General features: G+C 38.6%; 15 protein-coding genes and 2 pseudogenes. 9 read left to right on the top strand and 8 right to left on the bottom strand.

Annotation, left to right across the window (positions count from 1 at the left end; genetic code table 11):
* Together CUN59_RS04155 and CUN59_RS04150 are read right to left on the bottom strand one after the other, a co-directional pair.
* Positions 1 to 351 (bottom strand): annotated as a pseudogene (locus CUN59_RS04155) (ATP-binding protein); the annotation flags it as partial.
* A 9-nt stretch (positions 352 to 360) separates the two neighbouring features.
* A complete protein-coding gene (locus CUN59_RS04150) occupies positions 361 to 1,410 on the bottom strand; it encodes an ATP-binding protein (protein ID WP_104386647.1) in 1,050 nt (349 codons plus the stop codon).
* 197 nt (positions 1,411 to 1,607) lie between these two features.
* Here CUN59_RS04150 and CUN59_RS04145 point away from each other — a divergent pair, with 197 nt between their 5' ends.
* The 4 genes from CUN59_RS04145 to CUN59_RS04130 all read left to right on the top strand — a co-directional run bounded on the left by CUN59_RS04145 (position 1,608) and on the right by CUN59_RS04130 (position 4,950).
* Positions 1,608 to 1,913: a hypothetical protein gene (locus tag CUN59_RS04145; protein ID WP_104386646.1), complete on the top strand. Its 306-nt coding sequence runs from the start codon at positions 1,608 to 1,610 to the stop codon at positions 1,911 to 1,913.
* Positions 1,914 to 2,126: 213 nt separating this feature from the next.
* Positions 2,127 to 2,486 (top strand): DUF4870 domain-containing protein, encoded by a 360-nt coding sequence (locus CUN59_RS04140; protein WP_104386645.1) that lies wholly within the window; start codon positions 2,127 to 2,129, stop codon positions 2,484 to 2,486.
* A gap of 376 nt (positions 2,487 to 2,862) precedes the next feature.
* Positions 2,863 to 3,843 (top strand): porphobilinogen synthase, encoded by a 981-nt coding sequence (gene hemB, locus CUN59_RS04135; RefSeq protein WP_104386644.1) that lies wholly within the window; start codon positions 2,863 to 2,865, stop codon positions 3,841 to 3,843.
* 258 nt (positions 3,844 to 4,101) lie between these two features.
* Positions 4,102 to 4,950 (top strand): SPFH domain-containing protein, encoded by an 849-nt coding sequence (locus tag CUN59_RS04130; RefSeq protein ID WP_104386643.1) that lies wholly within the window; start codon positions 4,102 to 4,104, stop codon positions 4,948 to 4,950.
* Positions 4,951 to 4,995: 45 nt separating this feature from the next.
* On the opposite strand, the gene folP is transcribed toward CUN59_RS04130, so the two are convergent.
* From folP to CUN59_RS04105, 6 genes are all read right to left on the bottom strand, one after another.
* A complete protein-coding gene (folP, locus tag CUN59_RS04125) occupies positions 4,996 to 5,841 on the bottom strand; it encodes a dihydropteroate synthase (protein ID WP_104386642.1) in 846 nt (281 codons plus the stop codon).
* Positions 5,842 to 5,895: 54 nt separating this feature from the next.
* Entirely contained in the window at positions 5,896 to 6,621 is a 726-nt protein-coding gene (gene tpiA, locus CUN59_RS04120) for a triose-phosphate isomerase (protein ID WP_104386694.1), read from the bottom strand.
* A 246-nt stretch (positions 6,622 to 6,867) separates the two neighbouring features.
* Positions 6,868 to 9,396: a mannose-1-phosphate guanyltransferase gene (locus tag CUN59_RS04115; RefSeq protein WP_104386641.1), complete on the bottom strand. Its 2,529-nt coding sequence runs from the start codon at positions 9,394 to 9,396 to the stop codon at positions 6,868 to 6,870.
* 25 nt (positions 9,397 to 9,421) lie between these two features.
* Positions 9,422 to 9,583 (bottom strand): hypothetical protein, encoded by a 162-nt coding sequence (locus tag CUN59_RS21310; RefSeq protein WP_165790151.1) that lies wholly within the window; start codon positions 9,581 to 9,583, stop codon positions 9,422 to 9,424.
* 164 nt (positions 9,584 to 9,747) lie between these two features.
* A complete protein-coding gene (locus tag CUN59_RS04110) occupies positions 9,748 to 11,166 on the bottom strand; it encodes a hypothetical protein (protein ID WP_104386640.1) in 1,419 nt (472 codons plus the stop codon).
* A 290-nt stretch (positions 11,167 to 11,456) separates the two neighbouring features.
* Positions 11,457 to 12,287, bottom strand: a complete 831-nt coding sequence (locus CUN59_RS04105) for a photosystem II manganese-stabilizing polypeptide (RefSeq protein WP_104386639.1) — start codon at positions 12,285 to 12,287, stop codon at positions 11,457 to 11,459.
* Between the two features lie 467 nt (positions 12,288 to 12,754).
* Between CUN59_RS04105 and CUN59_RS21875 the strand changes: the two are divergent.
* The 5 genes and pseudogenes from CUN59_RS21875 to ftsZ all read left to right on the top strand — a co-directional run.
* A pseudogene (locus CUN59_RS21875) lies at positions 12,755 to 12,976 on the top strand (hypothetical protein); the annotation flags it as partial.
* Positions 12,966 to 13,328 (top strand): hypothetical protein, encoded by a 363-nt coding sequence (locus CUN59_RS04095; RefSeq protein ID WP_104386638.1) that lies wholly within the window; start codon positions 12,966 to 12,968, stop codon positions 13,326 to 13,328. The pseudogene CUN59_RS21875 and the gene CUN59_RS04095, both read left to right, overlap by 11 nt.
* A 149-nt stretch (positions 13,329 to 13,477) precedes the next feature.
* Complete coding sequence (locus CUN59_RS04090; protein ID WP_104386637.1) at positions 13,478 to 14,404, top strand: cell division protein FtsQ/DivIB; 927 nt, start codon at positions 13,478 to 13,480, stop codon at positions 14,402 to 14,404.
* A 264-nt stretch (positions 14,405 to 14,668) separates the two neighbouring features.
* Positions 14,669 to 14,890, top strand: coding sequence for a hypothetical protein (locus CUN59_RS04085; protein WP_207765362.1), 222 nt, complete (start codon positions 14,669 to 14,671; stop codon positions 14,888 to 14,890).
* 101 nt (positions 14,891 to 14,991) lie between these two features.
* Positions 14,992 to 16,290: a cell division protein FtsZ gene (ftsZ, locus tag CUN59_RS04080; RefSeq protein WP_104386635.1), complete on the top strand. Its 1,299-nt coding sequence runs from the start codon at positions 14,992 to 14,994 to the stop codon at positions 16,288 to 16,290.
* Positions 16,291 to 16,490: the final 200 nt, after the last annotated feature.

Here is a 16,490-nt window from a genome sequence, read left to right as displayed (position 1 = left end):
ACTAAATACCCCATTTACCGCCACACCTACCGCCACACCTACCGCCACACCTACCGCCACACCGAACCAGTCAACACGCAAGCCTAATTCTTGAAGACAAAAACAAGTCAATATTGGTGTAATTACTGTTAAAACCACACCCTGAAATAGTAAATTACGCTGAACAGAATTATTCCAATCTATTTCATAAGAATACCCCCCACCAAAGGTATCAACATACCACCGCAAAGCCTGGGGAAAATAAAACACCCAACACAACAACAATAGATAATCTAAAGGATTCCATAAAGAGAGAGGACGGCGTAATTTAGGGGCTAAATCTAAACGCGGTACGGAGGATTTTGTACTCATAATATATTTTTAAATATTGTTTTTTTGAGAATATTCCTTATACAAATCATAACAAAGCTGGGTTAATTTTTGCGGGTGTCCACCGCTTGCTTGAATCAGTTCTTGGATATCTGTTTCTGTAAAATCAATCGTGGTTGGTTGTAACCGTTTGGCAATAAAATCATGGATAGTTTCTTCCTTCCAAGGAAGAATATCTACTTGTTGACAAATATCGGCTAATGGGGATATTTGATAACTATCATTAAATAATGTTTTTAGAGATTCATTTGCGGCTAAAACTAATTTTAAACAAGCGTTTTCACCCTCAGCTAAACCCCGTAAATGATCTCTTACATCTCTTGTAAATCCTTCTCCATTCAATTTACCAACATTATCTAGAATTAATAATACTCTTTTATTTTCTAAATTTCTAGTAAATCTATAACCTGTGTTCTCTGGTATATCAAGTTTTTCACAAATAGCAAAATAAAAATCTTCTTGATTATGAATATTATTCATATCGAGAAAAACGTTTTGACGTGGAGATTTTAAAAGATTTATTGATTGTTGGTAAACTGCAAATAATAAAGATGATTTACCAATTGCTTGTTCACCAATAATCGCTACACTACTAGCATTATTGAGAAGTTCAAATATCTGCTTTATTTCTTGTTCTCTACCAAAAAACTTTTTTAGGTTCTCTATTCTTCCAGTTGTGGGAACAAAGGGATTTGGCTGATCTTCAGGACTATCTATAATTTCATTATCATCCCTTGAAAATATTTCTGTTTCATCATTATTCCTCAAAAATATTTCTATTTCTTCTTTAAAATTAAATTTATCAATATCGTCATTATTTAAAAGTGTTCTAATTTTTGGAAATAGCTTTTTGGTAGCTACTTCCAAAAAATACGCTTCTGAATATACGTTACCGTTAGATTTATATATAATACCTAACATTTGAGCATAAGTTTTGCCTTTCCAAATTTGGATAAAAACTCGTGATTCTATACTATTAAATGGTTTTCTTCTTGTTTTCAATATTTGTTGAATAGATTTTAAGGCTTTTTCTGCTTCCATTTGCACCTGTGTGAGTTGCGAGAGTAGTTATTATTTTACAACAAAACCCACATTATCCTAGATTTACCTAGATTTACCTAGAAATTTTTGAGATTTATCCCGATAATCCTATATTTACCTAGATCCTAGTTATTCCGTATAACGACAGGCAATGATAGAGACATGAAAAAAGACACATATCCCAGGAGTGTAAACCCATGTCTCAACAACCCACTAAAAAGGATAATCTTCCCATCCAGTCCGACAACACCAGCAAAATTTTAGAAACTGGGGAGAAGATAGTTGATAAGTTCACTAAATCAGAAATCGTTGAATTAACACAAGTCGTAGGAGAAACAATCAAGAACATTATGACAGTGTTAGTCACATCTGGAGGTAAACCTGTGGCTGTGATTTTAGCTATTGCGGTTTTGATTGTAGCAACTGCAATACCTATTGCTGTTGTTAAATTATCTCCTACTCAGATCAATCCTCATAATTCAGATGAGGCAAAATTCAGGTGAGGCAAAAGATCCCCGACTTCTGTAATCAATTTATCATTTATAGACACAATTAATCAAAGAAGTCGGGGATCTGGGAATGATAACTTGATGGTGGGTTATAACCTGACTAACTCACCACATAAAGATATTTAAGAATGGAGGGCATATTTTAGCCTGGAAATGATGCACTCATTCTTGATATAATAATTAACCAGAATTGAATAGGAGAAAAGAATGTACGACATAGACAAGCGAAAATTACTATCCGCATTGTGTCATGGCGCAATTTTTTTCAGCACTGCGGGTGTATCAATTGGCCTACCTATAGCTATATTATTTGTTACCGATGATCCCGTCGTCAAGGAAAACGCCAAAGAGTCTATCAACTTTCACTTTAACGTTTGGTTATACGGATCGATCTTGGCAGGATTGTTATTTTTTACCGGTTGGTTGATTTTACCACTATTTGTTTTGTTGCCAATTCTAGGACTAGGATATCTACTCCACTGGGGACTAACTATCTTGGCACTAATTGGGGTTTTTAGCAATTCTAGTGAACCTTGGCGTTATCCGCTTATTTTTCGATTATTGTAAGATAAAATTGGTAAAAAATATGGTAATTTAATTAATTACCAATCTTTGAATCACTAATTTACTAAAATCAATTGATCTAATTTTTTAAGATTGTTTTTTGCAAATTGATTCTCGGCTAGTGTATCTCAAGCTGTAAAATATAAAATTGCCCCACAGCTTCATCAACAGTAGGGCAAAAGACAGTTAAGCACTGATTGTAGTTTGTCTGAATAGAGCAAGCTAAAAACATCGTTTTGTGACGCTTTATTCTTAGGACTTACGCAAGATGTAACTGAATTATTTCGTAGGGGTAATTCATGAATTACCCCTACTTTCGTTCTATTTTGCGTAAGTCCTGATTCTGTGTCCATCCTATTGTTTTGTCTGAACAAAATTTATGTTTCCAGTACATCGTCCCCGCCGCTTGCGTAGCCATACCCAATTACGTCGTATGGTACGTGAAACCGTTTTAAATACTAGCGATTTGATTTATCCATTATTTGCTGTACCCGGCGAAGGTATTGCTAAGGAAGTCAAATCTATGCCCGGTGTCTATCAGCTATCGGTAGATAAAATTGTTGAAGAAGCTAAAGAGGTTTATGACTTAGGAATTCCGGCAATTATTTTATTTGGAATTCCTGAAGATAAAGACGTAGATGCTACCGGTGCTTGGCATGATTGTGGGATAGTACAAAAAGCAGCAACCGCAGTAAAAAATGCAGTTCCTGATTTAATTGTGGTAGCAGATACCTGTTTGTGTGAATATACAAGTCATGGCCATTGTGGCTATTTACAAGTTGGTGATTTGACAGGACGGGTTTTAAATGACCCGACTTTAGAATTATTAAAGAAAACCGCCGTTTCTCAAGCTAAAGCGGGTGCAGATATTATCGCCCCTTCTGGGATGATGGATGGTTTTGTTCAAGCTATTCGCGCCGGCTTGGATGAAGCTGGATTCACAGATACGCCGATTATGTCCTATGCTGCTAAATATGCTTCGGCTTATTATGGGCCATTCCGAGATGCTGCTGACTCAACACCACAGTTTGGAGATCGCCGCACCTACCAAATGGATCCCGGTAACGCCCGTGAAGCTATTAAAGAAATTGAGTTAGATATAGCCGAAGGTGCTGACATGATTATGGTTAAGCCAGCCTTAGCATATATGGATATAATCTGGCGGGTAAAGGAAGCGAGTAATTTACCTGTAGCGGCTTATAATGTATCCGGTGAGTATGCCATGGTCAAAGCTGCGGCTTTAAATGGCTGGATTGATGAACAACGTGTAGTTATGGAAACCTTAACAGGCTTCAAGCGTGCAGGTGCAGATTTAATTTTAACTTACCACGCTAAAGACGCAGCCCGGTGGTTAACGTAGAATGATGTCTCAAGTAGGGGCGAAGCATTCGGACGGAAAATCAATGTGTCTTTAGACCGCTTTCTTGTCAAGCAAAGGGCGAAGCATTCGGACGGAAAATCAATGGTTTTAGCCATAGGTTATCCCCCGAATGCTTAGCCCCTACTGTAGTCATTAAATTAGGATAAATTTTTACACATTCAACCCATTTAAAATTAAAGTTAGTAAATTCATAAAGATAACAATCAATTCTGCTCAAGGTTGAAATAGGAGAGAATAATGGATCCAATAATTTTTATCATATTTTTAGTTATCGTTGGTTATGGGTTAGCATCGGCAAAGCTGGTAAATCAGGGTAATGTGGCTTTAGTGGAAAGACTAGGGCGGTATCATCGTAAACTCAACCCCGGACTAAGTTTTATTGTTCCCATCCTTGATCAAATTGTGATGGAAGATACAACTAGAGAGCAGTTATTAGATATTAAACCGCAAAATGTTATTACTAGAGATGGTGTGTATTTAGAAGTTGATGCTATTCTTTATTGGCGCATCCAGGACATTGAAAAAAGCTATTATGCAATTGATGATTTACAACCAGCACTTAGCAATTTAGCTACAACTACCCTCCGAGAAAACATTGCCCAAAATACCTTGGAGGAGACTAATATGTCCAGAGATGAAATGAACAAGAATATATTAGGGGAATTAAATCCAATTGCGTCGGATTGGGGAGTAGAAATTATCCGGTTAGATATTCAAAGTATCAACCCACCGGAGGCTGTACGCAAGTCAATGCAAGAACAACAAACAGCACAAATTAAGAAAAAAGCAGTAATAGAAGCGGCGGAAGGTGAAAGACAAGCAGCAGTTAAACGGGCTGAAGGAACAAAAACATCTATAGAAATAATAGCTGAAGCCTTACGTAAACATCCTGAAAGTAAGGATATTTTACGCTATTTAGTGGCTCAAGATTATGTAGATGCTAGTCAAAAGTTGGGTGAAAGTAATAATGCTAAAATTGTGTTTGTAGATCCTGCTAATTCAACGGAAATGTTTCAAGAATTAATTTCTGATTCAGTAGAAGAAAATCATAATCAGAAATCTAGTAATGGGAATGGATCTAATTAGTTGACTGTTAACTGTTAACTGTTAACTGTTGACAGTACACCCTGATTAAGAATTACGATAAATAGCATCTGCTACTAAAGTAACTTGTTGCATTTCTTCAACATCGTGAACTCGGAGGATATCTGCACCATTAAAAACGGCTGCACAACAGGCTGCGGCTGTTCCCCACACTCGCAATTTAGGATCTGGTTGGTTGAGAATATTACCGATAAAACTCTTGCGAGATACTCCAACTAAAATGGGAGAATTCAGTTTTTTGAGCGATCGCAACTGGCGCAAAATTTCTAAATTCTGCTCCTGATTTTTAGCAAACCCAATACCAGGATCAATAATAATTTTATTATGGTCAATTCCTAATAACTTCGCGGCGGTAATTTTCTCAGATAAAAAATTATAAATATCACCCATTAAATCTTGATAATTTGTCAATTGTTGCATAGTTTGAGGATTGCCACGAATGTGCATTAAGATGATCGGTACATCTAAACTAGCCACAGTTGGCAACATTTGCGGGTCAAATGTTCCAGCCGAAATATCATTAACTATATCTGCCCCAGCTTGGATTGCTGCTTTAGCTACTCCTGCCCTAGTTGTATCTACGGAAATAGGAACATCAATTAATGGACGTAACAACTCCAAAACCGAGAGTACACGCTCCATTTCCGTTTCTAGTGATATTTGCTCTGCGCCGGGACGGGTGGACTGTCCGCCAATATCAATGATATCAGCACCAGCCGCCACCATCGCTTGAGCCTGAGTTAAAGCTGCCGAGGTAGTGTTAAATTTACCACCATCACTAAAACTATCAGGGGTGACATTCAAAATCCCCATCATATAAGTTCGCTGTCCCCAAGCAAAACAGCGATCGCGGATAGTTAACTTACTAGACATAAAACTTTTGAATTTTGAATTTTGAATTGATTTACCCCCATCCCCCTATCCCCACTATTGATAATTGACAATTCTGGCAAAACTATCAGGTTCTAGACTAGCGCCACCGACAAGCGCACCATCAATTTCTGGCTGTTCCATGATTTCATCAATATTATTCGGTTTGACTGAACCGCCATATTGGATCGGAACTAGAGGATTAGTTAATTGACTGCGAATTAAACCAATTACCCGATTTGCTTCCTTGCTTTCACAGGTATCACCAGTACCAATAGCCCAAATTGGTTCATAGGCAATGATCAAGTTAGCTTGATCAATATCTACTAAATCTTTTTTTAATTGGGTGCTAATTATTGATTCGGTTTCCCCTGCATCCCGTTGTTGTTTTGTTTCCCCAACACAGAGAATAGGTACGAGTCCATATTTTTGGGCTGCTTTGAGGCGGAGATTTACAGTTGCATCTGTTTCCCCAAAGAATTGTCTTCTTTCGCTGTGTCCAATAATTACGTAACGCACACCGATTTCTAGAAGCATGGGAGCAGCAATTTCTCCCGTATACGCGCCGTTTTCTTCCCAGTGGACGTTTTGAGCGCCCAAATTTACACGACTACCATGTAAAGATTTGGAAATCAGGCTTAAATCGGTGAAGGGAGGACATAATATCACCTCTCTTTGTGAGGGTGTTTCCTCCAAGTGAGGCAAAAATCCGCTTAAAAATTCTGCGGATTCTGCCTGGGTTTTAAACATTTTCCAGTTACCAGCAATAACGATTTTCCGCACAGGTGATTTAGTCAAGATTTTAATGCTACTAGATGCACTTTTCACTCTAACATTTTTCATTCCCATCTAAAGCAGCACCTAGTCTGAACAGAAGCTTGACAGCTTTAGCTTAACCGACTCCAAGCCCCACGCCTGACTCAAAGGGCAGCGTGGGATGAATGGCGCGTCAATTAACCTATCCATTACCCACATCTTTCTTAACATGGCTGAAAAACAAACAAGATAAAGGTGGTAAATTACCAAAAATTAGATATCCAATCTATAGTTCTCCTGTTCCCGTTCCACAAAATACTGCACACGAGCGCGGTAGTCTCTGAGAGTTTCATCTACCCAATCCCGATCGCTACTGTTAACATAAAGATGAACTAACGGCTCACTGGCATCAGGTAACAATAACACCCAATTGTCATCATAGGGTTGACGAATTTTCACACCATCAATTAATTCCAAATTTTGCGCGGGGTGAGTTTCCACCAAATAACGCATTAACGCCCCCTTAGCAGTCCAAGGACAGCGCACTGTGTAAGTTCTGTGAATGACACGGGGTAACTCAGAACGGACAGTTGCAAGCGATCGCTCTTGAATTGTTAACATTTCAATTAACTTGGCAATACAGAACATGGAATCAAATCCTGGATGCAACTGCGGAAAAATAAATCCAGTTTCTCCACTACCGCCTAAAACCACATTGGGATTTTTTTGACAAGCTTCCATTAAAGCCGTCGGATTTGCTTTCGTGCGAATTACATTACCATCATGACGATGAGCGACTAATTCCACCGCACTAGAAGCATGAACTGGAACAACTACCGAACTTCTAGGATTTGCAGTTAACATCATATCCACCATCAAAGCCGTCAGCATTTCCCCCCGAATGGGAAAACCCGATTCATCAACTAAGATTAACTGTTCCCCATTGGCTGATACCTGCACACCAAAATTAGCATTTACCGCCTCCACAACATGGCCTAATTGAGTTAACAGTAATTCCCTATCAGCGTTAGAAATCGCCGTTTTATTCAAACTTGCATTTAGCACCACCGCATCAGCACCAAATTTATCTAACATTTGCGGTAAAACCGCCCCAGACACAGCGTAAACATAGTCAATTACCACCTTTGCCCGACTATGACGCAGAGTATCCACATTCAATAACTTCTCAAAAGCCTTGCCATAGCAATCCATTAATTGGCTAGAATATACCACATCTCCAATTTCATGACTTTGGGAACGGCGCATATCTTCCTTAAAATAGGCCCCCTCAATTTTCTTTTCTTGAGCTTTAGAAATATTAATTCCTTTCATATCCATAAACTCAATTAAGATATAATCCCGCCGTTCTGGATGTACCCGTACATGAATACCCCCAGTCACTTGCATTGTCGGTATCACCGTCCGCGCGATGGGAATGGCTGTGGTATCGAGATTTTGCACATCCACACCCACAGACATTAAACCCGCAATTAAAGAGCGTGTCACCATGCGGGAAACATTGCGTTGATCACGGGAAACTGTCACCATTGAACCAGGTTTCAAAGTTGAACCATAAGCAGCACCCAACTTCACCGCAAACTCTGGCGTAATATCAATATTGGCTAAACCCTGTACTCCCCTCTGTCCAAATAAATTCCTTTGGGCGATATTCCCCCAAATCAGATTAATATTTAAAACCGCCCCAGACTCAATCTTTTTACTCGGCCACACCCTCACCCCAGGACTAATTTGCGCCTCCTCTCCCACGGTGGATAAAGAACCAACTACAGCAGCTTCTAAAACATGAGCGCGTCTATCTACCCGAGTTCCACGGGAAATGACACAAGCCGATAATTGGGCTTCATCCCCAATAATTGCCCCATTCCAAATAATAGGCCGCTTTAAATGGGCATCAGCACCAATGGTGACATTATCACCAATTACTGTACCATCTTCAATTTTTACCCTCGCACCAATGCGGCAATTATTTCCAATAACTGCGGGAGTTGCAATTTTGGCGCTAGGATCAATATAAGTATTTTGTCCTATCCATAAACCGGGAGCAATTTCGGGATAAGCTACTTTTAGCCTCACTTTTCTTTCTAAAGCATCATACTGGGCTTCGCGGTAAGCATCCAAATGACCCACATCACACCAATAACCCTCAGCCACATAACCATAAATCGGCTCATTTTTAGCTAGTAATAAGGGAAATAAATCTTTGGAAAAGTCGCATTCAGTATGTTCTGGTAAATAGTCTAAAACTTCTGGTTCTAAAATATAAGTTCCAGTATTGACAGTATCGGAAAAAATTTCACTGGTAGAAGGTTTTTCTAAAAATCTATTAATCCGTCCTTCCGTATCTGTAATCACCACCCCAAATTCAATCGGGTTAGGCACACGGGTTAAAATTAAAGTCGCTTTTGATTGTTTTTGTTTATGAAATTCAATGGCTGCACTCAGATCAAAATCTGTAATACTATCACCACTAATAACTAAAAAAGTTTCATCCAAAAGTTCAGCAATATTTTTAACACAACCGGCTGTTCCTAATGGCTGATCTTCTTCAATAGCATAGGTCATTTGTACACCAAAATCACCACCATCTTGGAAGTAATCACGGAGGACATCTGGTAAATAATGTAATGTAGCAATTACTTCATAAATTTGGTGTCGTTTCAGGAGATTGATAATATGTTCAGCAATTGGGCGATTTAAAATAGGAACCATCGGTTTGGGTAAATCGCAAGTCAAAGGACGTAACCTTGTTCCCGAACCACCTGCCATTAAGACTGCACGCATAAATCCTCCTATAGCATAGTGTGGTTTAAGCCATACCTTGACTTAAACCATAATCTTTGTCTTCCTTTAGTCTCATACAGATATTGCGATTTCTGGAACTTCCATAAGAAACATCTATCAAACTCATTTTGTATCCAGAGACGGCTAAATAATTTACTAAATTATACAACTCTTTTGGTGCGGGCATCTTGCTTGCAGCTTTTGTATCTAATCTGAATCAAATATCAATACCTTGTCCATTTTATGTAGGTTGGGTTAAGCGACAGCGCAACCCAAGGCATTTCTTGGGTTTCATGCTATTGCTTCGCGAATGTTTACGTTCTACAACCCAACCTACTGATCAAGGTATTGTTATTGAGGAATAGACAGGCTACTGGATGATTCTGTTCGCATTTTTCTAGTTTGTTCTAAAATTTTCTCTATATCTTCCGTTGATAAACGTTGAATATAGTTAATTTTCACCTCTTCTAAAAAGTCATTTAATAAAGTTTGTACTTCTGTCATGACTTGTTTTTGTTTAATTTCCGAAGCTAAGGAATCTGTAAATTTTTCGATTAACTGACTAGAAAGTTTAGCAGCTATAGAATCTCCAGTTACAGTCGTTAAAGCTGCATAGATATTATTAGTAATTTGGCTGGCTAATTGTTCACTAATTTGTACTTTTGCTTGACCTAATCCTGGTAACATGAGCAAGTTCTTATAACCTGGTAATTGTTGACAAGCAACCTCAATACTATGACATAGAATTGCATTCAATTCCGGTTGGATTTTTGGTAATACTTGATTAACCAGAGTTTTAATAAATAATCCTGTCAGGGCTTCTATTTCATTGATATTATTAATATCTATGTAAGAACGAACATTTTCTGATTGTAATAACCAACGGGTAATTTCCCCCCGTTGAATAGAACCTTGAACTTGATTAATTACCTGTACTACCACAATTTCCGTAATTTCTTCGGCAAAATTAGCCAAAATGCCTTGATGTAGTTGTTTTCTTATCAAATGAAGATCAATTAATTGAGCTTGATCTAGTCTAATTATAACTGGTATAACTCGCAACCATCGCCACAAGGGGACTATTAATAATAAATCATACCAACGCCAAATAATTGCCTCTAACCAGCTTAAATGACTATATCTACGTTTAATTAACAAAGCCCGTCCAGATAATTCTATGGCAAATAGAATCATAAACGGTAAATCAATCATCCAAAAATCATTTGTTGGTTCTCCGTTTTCATCAATTTTCCGGTAATAGTTGGCAGCAATTCCTGGGCGAATATTTGTATTAAAAAATTGTATTTGTTGGTTCCAATTATTTTGAGATAAATACTCCCGACTCCAAAAAGTATTAAATGCTCCCTTGGCTGATTCGTTGCCAATGTGTTCCCGCATCCGCTTTTTAATTTTTTCCAGCGTGCCTGTTTTACCAGCCCCACCAAAAGGATTAGTTTCGATCATCTCTTTACTAAGAAGACGAATATCCGCTAATTTGGTTTTTGTTTCTGCTGAATTTAAACCTGTTTGACTTACCTGTTCTTCTAATGCTGCAATGGCTTCTAGATATTTTGTAGTGTCACGATGAGGTTCAATACCTTTAATGGGATCATATAATAGAGTTAGTTGGGGAAGTCTCCGGAAGTAAAAATCTCGCCAAGGTACATAACTTAAATCAAATAAAACTAATACTAGGTTAGCCGCAGCAGTAATAGCCATTAATCTTTCCCACAAAAGATTTTTTTGGGGAGATTTTTTTAATTTATTCATAATGCCTGATATAAATCGGAAGTTGACAGATCATTTTATCAATTGTAGGAAAACTTGTCTGTTCCCTCTTTTCCCACCACTTATAAAAAACCAAGATGCTATTTGTAAATAATCTGCATCTTGGTTAAGGAAAATTCCAGAAATCAATTTTCTTGAGTTCTAAATTTTATATTTAAACGTAAGGATTCAGGGAACAGGGAAGATAAAAGAAAAATGTTCTTCATTCTTCATTCTGATAACCCAGCGTGGCGTTAGCCATACTCCTGAATTCTTACATTTAAACCTCAGATTTAAGCGTTAGGTTCAATACGTCCATAGAATAAACCACGAATCTTCACTTCTTTAGGTTCACCTGCACCTAAGTCTGTATCAGAAGGTTGTTCACTTTCAAAAGTCCCAGCTATTTCACCAGAAGCATTATCTACTTTGGCAACTTGTAAGGAAATTTTACCCTTGAGGATTTCTGCACGCTTAACGTTAGTACGGGTTAAGTCTTCAGCATCAGATTGGGCAGGTAAAGCTACCGCATTATCATAACCACTAACTACACCACGACCTTTAGGATCTAAGAAAGCAGCACCACGATAGGAAGGTACTTTAAAAGTTCCTTCAAAGTCAGTGGATGTATTAATGTTGGTTAAGTTAGGCTGTGTTTGTGCAACTAAGTTTTTAATGGTAAATAAGAAAGGCACTAATTCACCGCCAGGAAGTTTAACAGTAATAGCTTGGAAATCTAGACCATCTTCTTCTTTAAAAGTCAAGCTATTATCTGGGTTAACGGTGAGCTTTCCTTGTACTTGGTCAATGGTAGAGGTATATCTAGTCATTACTTTACCAGGTACAAATTCTGCTTTTTGACGTTTGTTAGCAGGTTCTTCTTTGACAAAGTAACTTGTTGGTTCTAAACAAAGTTCTTTGATAGTGTATGTTTGATTGGCATCAATGGGGATAGAACCACGGCTGGTTTCTGACAGTTGGGGGCATTTGTTTGCTAACCCAGTGCCGCGAATTTGTTCATAAGTAAGGACTTCGCGGGCGGTGGCAGATGGTGCATCACTGCAAGCGGTAATTAGTCCTAAGCACATAGCAAGAAAAGCAACGATTAAAGCGCGATACCTCATGGTCAACCTCAATGTCAAAAATTAGTATTTAATTTGTGCAACTGCTTGACTAAACGTACTTAAACGTCATTTATCTTGTGAGTCTGGAATTCAAACCATAGACTAAGCAGCCGACCGCATCCATTGTCGATGGTGTATGTATTGCGAGTACATACAATTGTTTGGATAGGGAAATTAGCCAGATCATACGATTTTTTTTAACTCAAAATCAAAAGATTCTAGTCGTTAAATCCTGCTGTAATACAGCGCAAATCATGGAAAAGCCTTCTATAGCTTATCACTAAGGATTCTTCCTACCTGATAATAGCTATAAAGTTATGTATCAGGAGGTAGGAGGCAGGGGAGCAGAGGAGTAGGAGTTTAGAAGTTCAGTGGGAAGAAGCAACAAACATTTCTCTTTCTAGCTTCTCTACTATATTTTGCGTCAATCGTTGATCAATTAACAGACTCTCCCAATATCCCGTCATCATTGTAGGTTTGTTGAAGATAGGGATATTAACGCTAGTATTAACATCCTCACATTAGGATTAAGTACCGTAGGGCATAGGGGAACTTACGCTACAGGAGATTTGCCCTCTTGGGCGATTGGTGTTAACCTGTCGTCTAACGGTGAGTCTGGTAGAGTCCCCACGTCTTTAGATCGGGGAGTGTCAATAGTTTTATGGAGTAACCCTTGCTGTGAACAATGATCAAAATTCGGACTCTGGGGATTTATCCTGGCGTTTACAGGATATTTCTACTGCTGTGAAAGAAGTAGCTCAAGCTTGTGATGGAGATGTTATTGCTCTATTGGCTGTGTTACGCCATTTAGAACAGTTACACAGAGAAATTCGGGATGGAGTATTTCAGGCAAATTTGCCAACAAATCGTCAGCGACTATACTCACTACTCAAAGATATTGAATCAGAAGGCGGTTGGCCTTATATTGCCCGGATGCGAATACAAGCTTTGTTAGTGAATTTGTCGGAGGAGGTTAGTAATGAAGATGCTCTTCCCAATTATACTCATGATGTTTTCAGGCTTGATCAGCAGTCAGAATAGTGCAACATTTAAAGTCAGTAGATTAAAAATTTCTAAATTTGATGGTGACTGCATCACCATCAAAAATAAAATGATAAAGCCATTTTGAGTATATATCAGCAAATAGAAATATAAAAAATCAATTTAACGGATATTTACAAGAGGTATATATGGCAGGAATATTATCAGTTTCACGGAGAAATTTAGTCCAGAGGCGGCAAAAATTACGTCGCCAACGACAGATTAAAATTATTAAGGCTGTTTGGCAAACAATGGCTGTAACTGGATTTGCTTCTGCTTTGTTCTGGGTGGCAATTCAGCCTATCTGGGTTTTAAAGGATTCCGCGCAAATAGTTATTAAATCTGGGGATCAAGTTGTCAAACAAAAGGATATTGATAAGCTGCTAGGGCTATCTTCTCCCCAGTCTTTATGGCGCATTGAACCTACCATCATTGCGGATACTCTCAGGAAACAACCCAATATTGCTAAAGCTACTGTCACTCGTCGTCTACTACCACCGAGTTTAATTATTGAAATTCAGGAACGAGTCCCAGTGGCGATCGCTCAAGTTAGTCAAGATAAAACAGTCACTAACTGTCTTCTTCGTACTAGATCTAATGTTAAGTCTTGTTTACAAAATAGCCCAGGTACTAATAAACAAAATCAACTAGGTTTACTAGATGTGAATGGGGTCTGGATGTCAATAGATAACTATGCGTCAATGAACCCTCAGTCCAAATTACCCCAAATAATCGTTATTGGTTCTCCTGCTGAGTACAAGCCATTCTGGAATCAACTCTATGAAGCGATCGCCCGAACTTCTCTCAAGGTGACAGAAATTAATTTTCAAGATCCCACTAATTTAATCTTAAAAACTGAATTGGGAAATGTGCATTTAGGCAGCCCCAATAACAAATTATTAGAAAAAATTCAGGTACTTGGACAAATGCGATATTTACATACTAAAGTTAATGTGAGTAATATGGATTATGTTAATCTTAAAAATCCTGCCACTCCATTAGTACAAGAGTATCAATCAAAATCTGGCTTAGATGCCAAAAAATCCCAGCCATCCCAGAAAACACAAACACATTAACAATAACCCTATCTTCTCAATGTTGCTTTCACTGCTGGTAAAGTTAATAACTAGTTGTATAACTGAAATCAAGTTATATCGAGATTTTTTTAGCTGTAGGAATGATCGTCATTAACTACCAGTAATAGAAATCACGAAACCAAGACAAAAAATGCTACCTTAAGAGATGGAAAAATCTGCGTTGAAAATGAAGCAGGAAGGAGCTTTGAACCATTAAAGCCTAATTCAGTAAGTTATAGCTTCTGAAGTCTAATGTAAATGTCTATGCTTTTTAGAACTATACTTTTTGGCATATCGGCAGAGTTAGCAACATTAGTGGCTGATATCATAAACTATACAGCTAATCATCTCAAGAATGCAGCAGGAAAAAAGTCATGGGAAAAACAGGCTTTATATATGGCTTTGCAATTTAGGTTTAGACCTCAGTTTGTTACCATTGCTATATTTCATCTATTTCATCTGCAATCATGTAGGCTGGGAATATAGTAAAAACCATAAAACACAGTGCCACAATAAATTATGGCTATGATTTAACTCTTGGGTGAATCACACCAATAAAACTCGTTTATCTACCTTTCACAAATCCAATGACACTTGATAAGAACCAAGGGCTTACCTATAACTCTCAAACTGGAGGACAACCAGGGTTATCTCTGGCAGTTAACTCAAGCAATCCTTTTAATAACTCTGGGTTGAATTTTTCCCAAGGTAAAGATAGTAAGAGAATTTCTACTGAAAATAACGGTATTGGTGAAATTGTTCCCGGTCGTGTTGCCAACATCAAAGTGATTGGTGTCGGTGGTGGTGGCGGCAATGCTGTCAACCGCATGATTGAGTCCGATGTCTCTGGGGTAGAGTTTTGGTCAATTAACACTGATGCCCAAGCCTTGACATTAGCGGGCGCTCCTAGTCGCTTGCAAATTGGGCAAAAACTGACTAGAGGATTGGGTGCTGGGGGAAATCCGGCAATTGGTCAAAAGGCAGCGGAAGAATCCCGTGATGAGATTGCTACTGCTTTGGATGGTGCAGACCTAGTTTTTATCACTGCTGGTATGGGCGGCGGTACGGGTACAGGTGCAGCCCCAATTGTGGCAGAGGTAGCCAAAGAAATGGGCGCTCTGACTGTTGGTGTAGTGACTCGGCCATTTATTTTTGAAGGACGCAGACGCACTAGCCAAGCAGAACAAGGGATTGAAGGCTTAAAAAGTCGCGTAGACACCTTGATTATTATTCCCAATAACAAGCTGTTGGAAGTGATCCCAGAACAAACTCCTGTGCAAGAAGCTTTCCGCTATGCCGATGATGTATTGCGTCAAGGTGTGCAAGGTATTTCCGATATTATTACCATTCCTGGATTAGTCAACGTTGACTTTGCTGATGTGCGAGCTGTTATGGCGGATGCTGGATCAGCTTTGATGGGAATTGGTGTGAGTTCAGGTAAATCTAGAGCGAGAGAAGCGGCGATCGCTGCCATTTCGTCTCCTTTATTGGAATGTTCTATTGAAGGTGCTAGAGGAGTTGTCTTTAATATTACTGGTGGTAGTGATCTGACTCTCCATGAAGTTAATGCGGCCGCAGAAACTATCTATGAAGTAGTTGATCCCAATGCCAATATTATTTTTGGTGCAGTCATAGATGACAGATTACAAGGAGAAGTGAGAATAACTGTAATTGCCACTGGGTTTACTGGTGAAATTCAAGCTCCATCATCACAAACTGTAGTTACTTCCAGAACTGTCACTCCTACTCCCTCACAAACAACTAGAAGAACAATAACACCACAACCACCCGCTAACAATCCCAATTTACGCACAGAACCAAAAGAAAAACCCTCTTTGGATATTCCTGACTTTCTGCAAAGACGACGCACACCACCAAAAAATTAAATGATTGTGGATATGAGATTTTAGAGTAAATTGATAGTCTCACTTGAGACTGAATGATGTATACAAGTTGTTAGTTTCAGGGTCTTATGAAGAAAATGCCGAAAACCCTTGAAGGTGCGGCTGACTTAGGGAGCCACATCTGGGCTTTAGACAAGAAATGAAGGCTAGTTGCAGGATTTATCCTGCATTGACGTTAATGC

The organism is Cuspidothrix issatschenkoi CHARLIE-1 (assembly GCF_002934005.1).
Taxonomy (GTDB): domain Bacteria; phylum Cyanobacteriota; class Cyanobacteriia; order Cyanobacteriales; family Nostocaceae; genus Cuspidothrix; species Cuspidothrix issatschenkoi.
This window is presented reverse-complemented; position numbering and strand designations above follow the sequence as displayed.

Coding starts and splice junctions, on each gene's coding strand:
- CUN59_RS04145 (WP_104386646.1), top strand. CDS start 1,608: ATGTCTCAACAACCCACTAAAAAGGATAATCTTCCCATCCAGTCCGAC.
- ftsZ (WP_104386635.1), top strand. CDS start 14,992: ATGACACTTGATAAGAACCAAGGGCTTACCTATAACTCTCAAACTGGA.
- CUN59_RS04130 (WP_104386643.1), top strand. CDS start 4,102: ATGGATCCAATAATTTTTATCATATTTTTAGTTATCGTTGGTTATGGG.
- CUN59_RS04110 (WP_104386640.1), bottom strand. CDS start 11,166: ATGAATAAATTAAAAAAATCTCCCCAAAAAAATCTTTTGTGGGAAAGA.
- CUN59_RS04150 (WP_104386647.1), bottom strand. CDS start 1,410: ATGGAAGCAGAAAAAGCCTTAAAATCTATTCAACAAATATTGAAAACA.
- CUN59_RS04105 (WP_104386639.1), bottom strand. CDS start 12,287: ATGAGGTATCGCGCTTTAATCGTTGCTTTTCTTGCTATGTGCTTAGGA.
- hemB (WP_104386644.1), top strand. CDS start 2,863: ATGTTTCCAGTACATCGTCCCCGCCGCTTGCGTAGCCATACCCAATTA.
- CUN59_RS04090 (WP_104386637.1), top strand. CDS start 13,478: ATGGCAGGAATATTATCAGTTTCACGGAGAAATTTAGTCCAGAGGCGG.
- CUN59_RS04115 (WP_104386641.1), bottom strand. CDS start 9,396: ATGCGTGCAGTCTTAATGGCAGGTGGTTCGGGAACAAGGTTACGTCCT.
- folP (WP_104386642.1), bottom strand. CDS start 5,841: ATGTCTAGTAAGTTAACTATCCGCGATCGCTGTTTTGCTTGGGGACAG.
- CUN59_RS21310 (WP_165790151.1), bottom strand. CDS start 9,583: ATGCCCGCACCAAAAGAGTTGTATAATTTAGTAAATTATTTAGCCGTC.
- CUN59_RS04140 (WP_104386645.1), top strand. CDS start 2,127: ATGTACGACATAGACAAGCGAAAATTACTATCCGCATTGTGTCATGGC.
- CUN59_RS04085 (WP_207765362.1), top strand. CDS start 14,669: ATGCTTTTTAGAACTATACTTTTTGGCATATCGGCAGAGTTAGCAACA.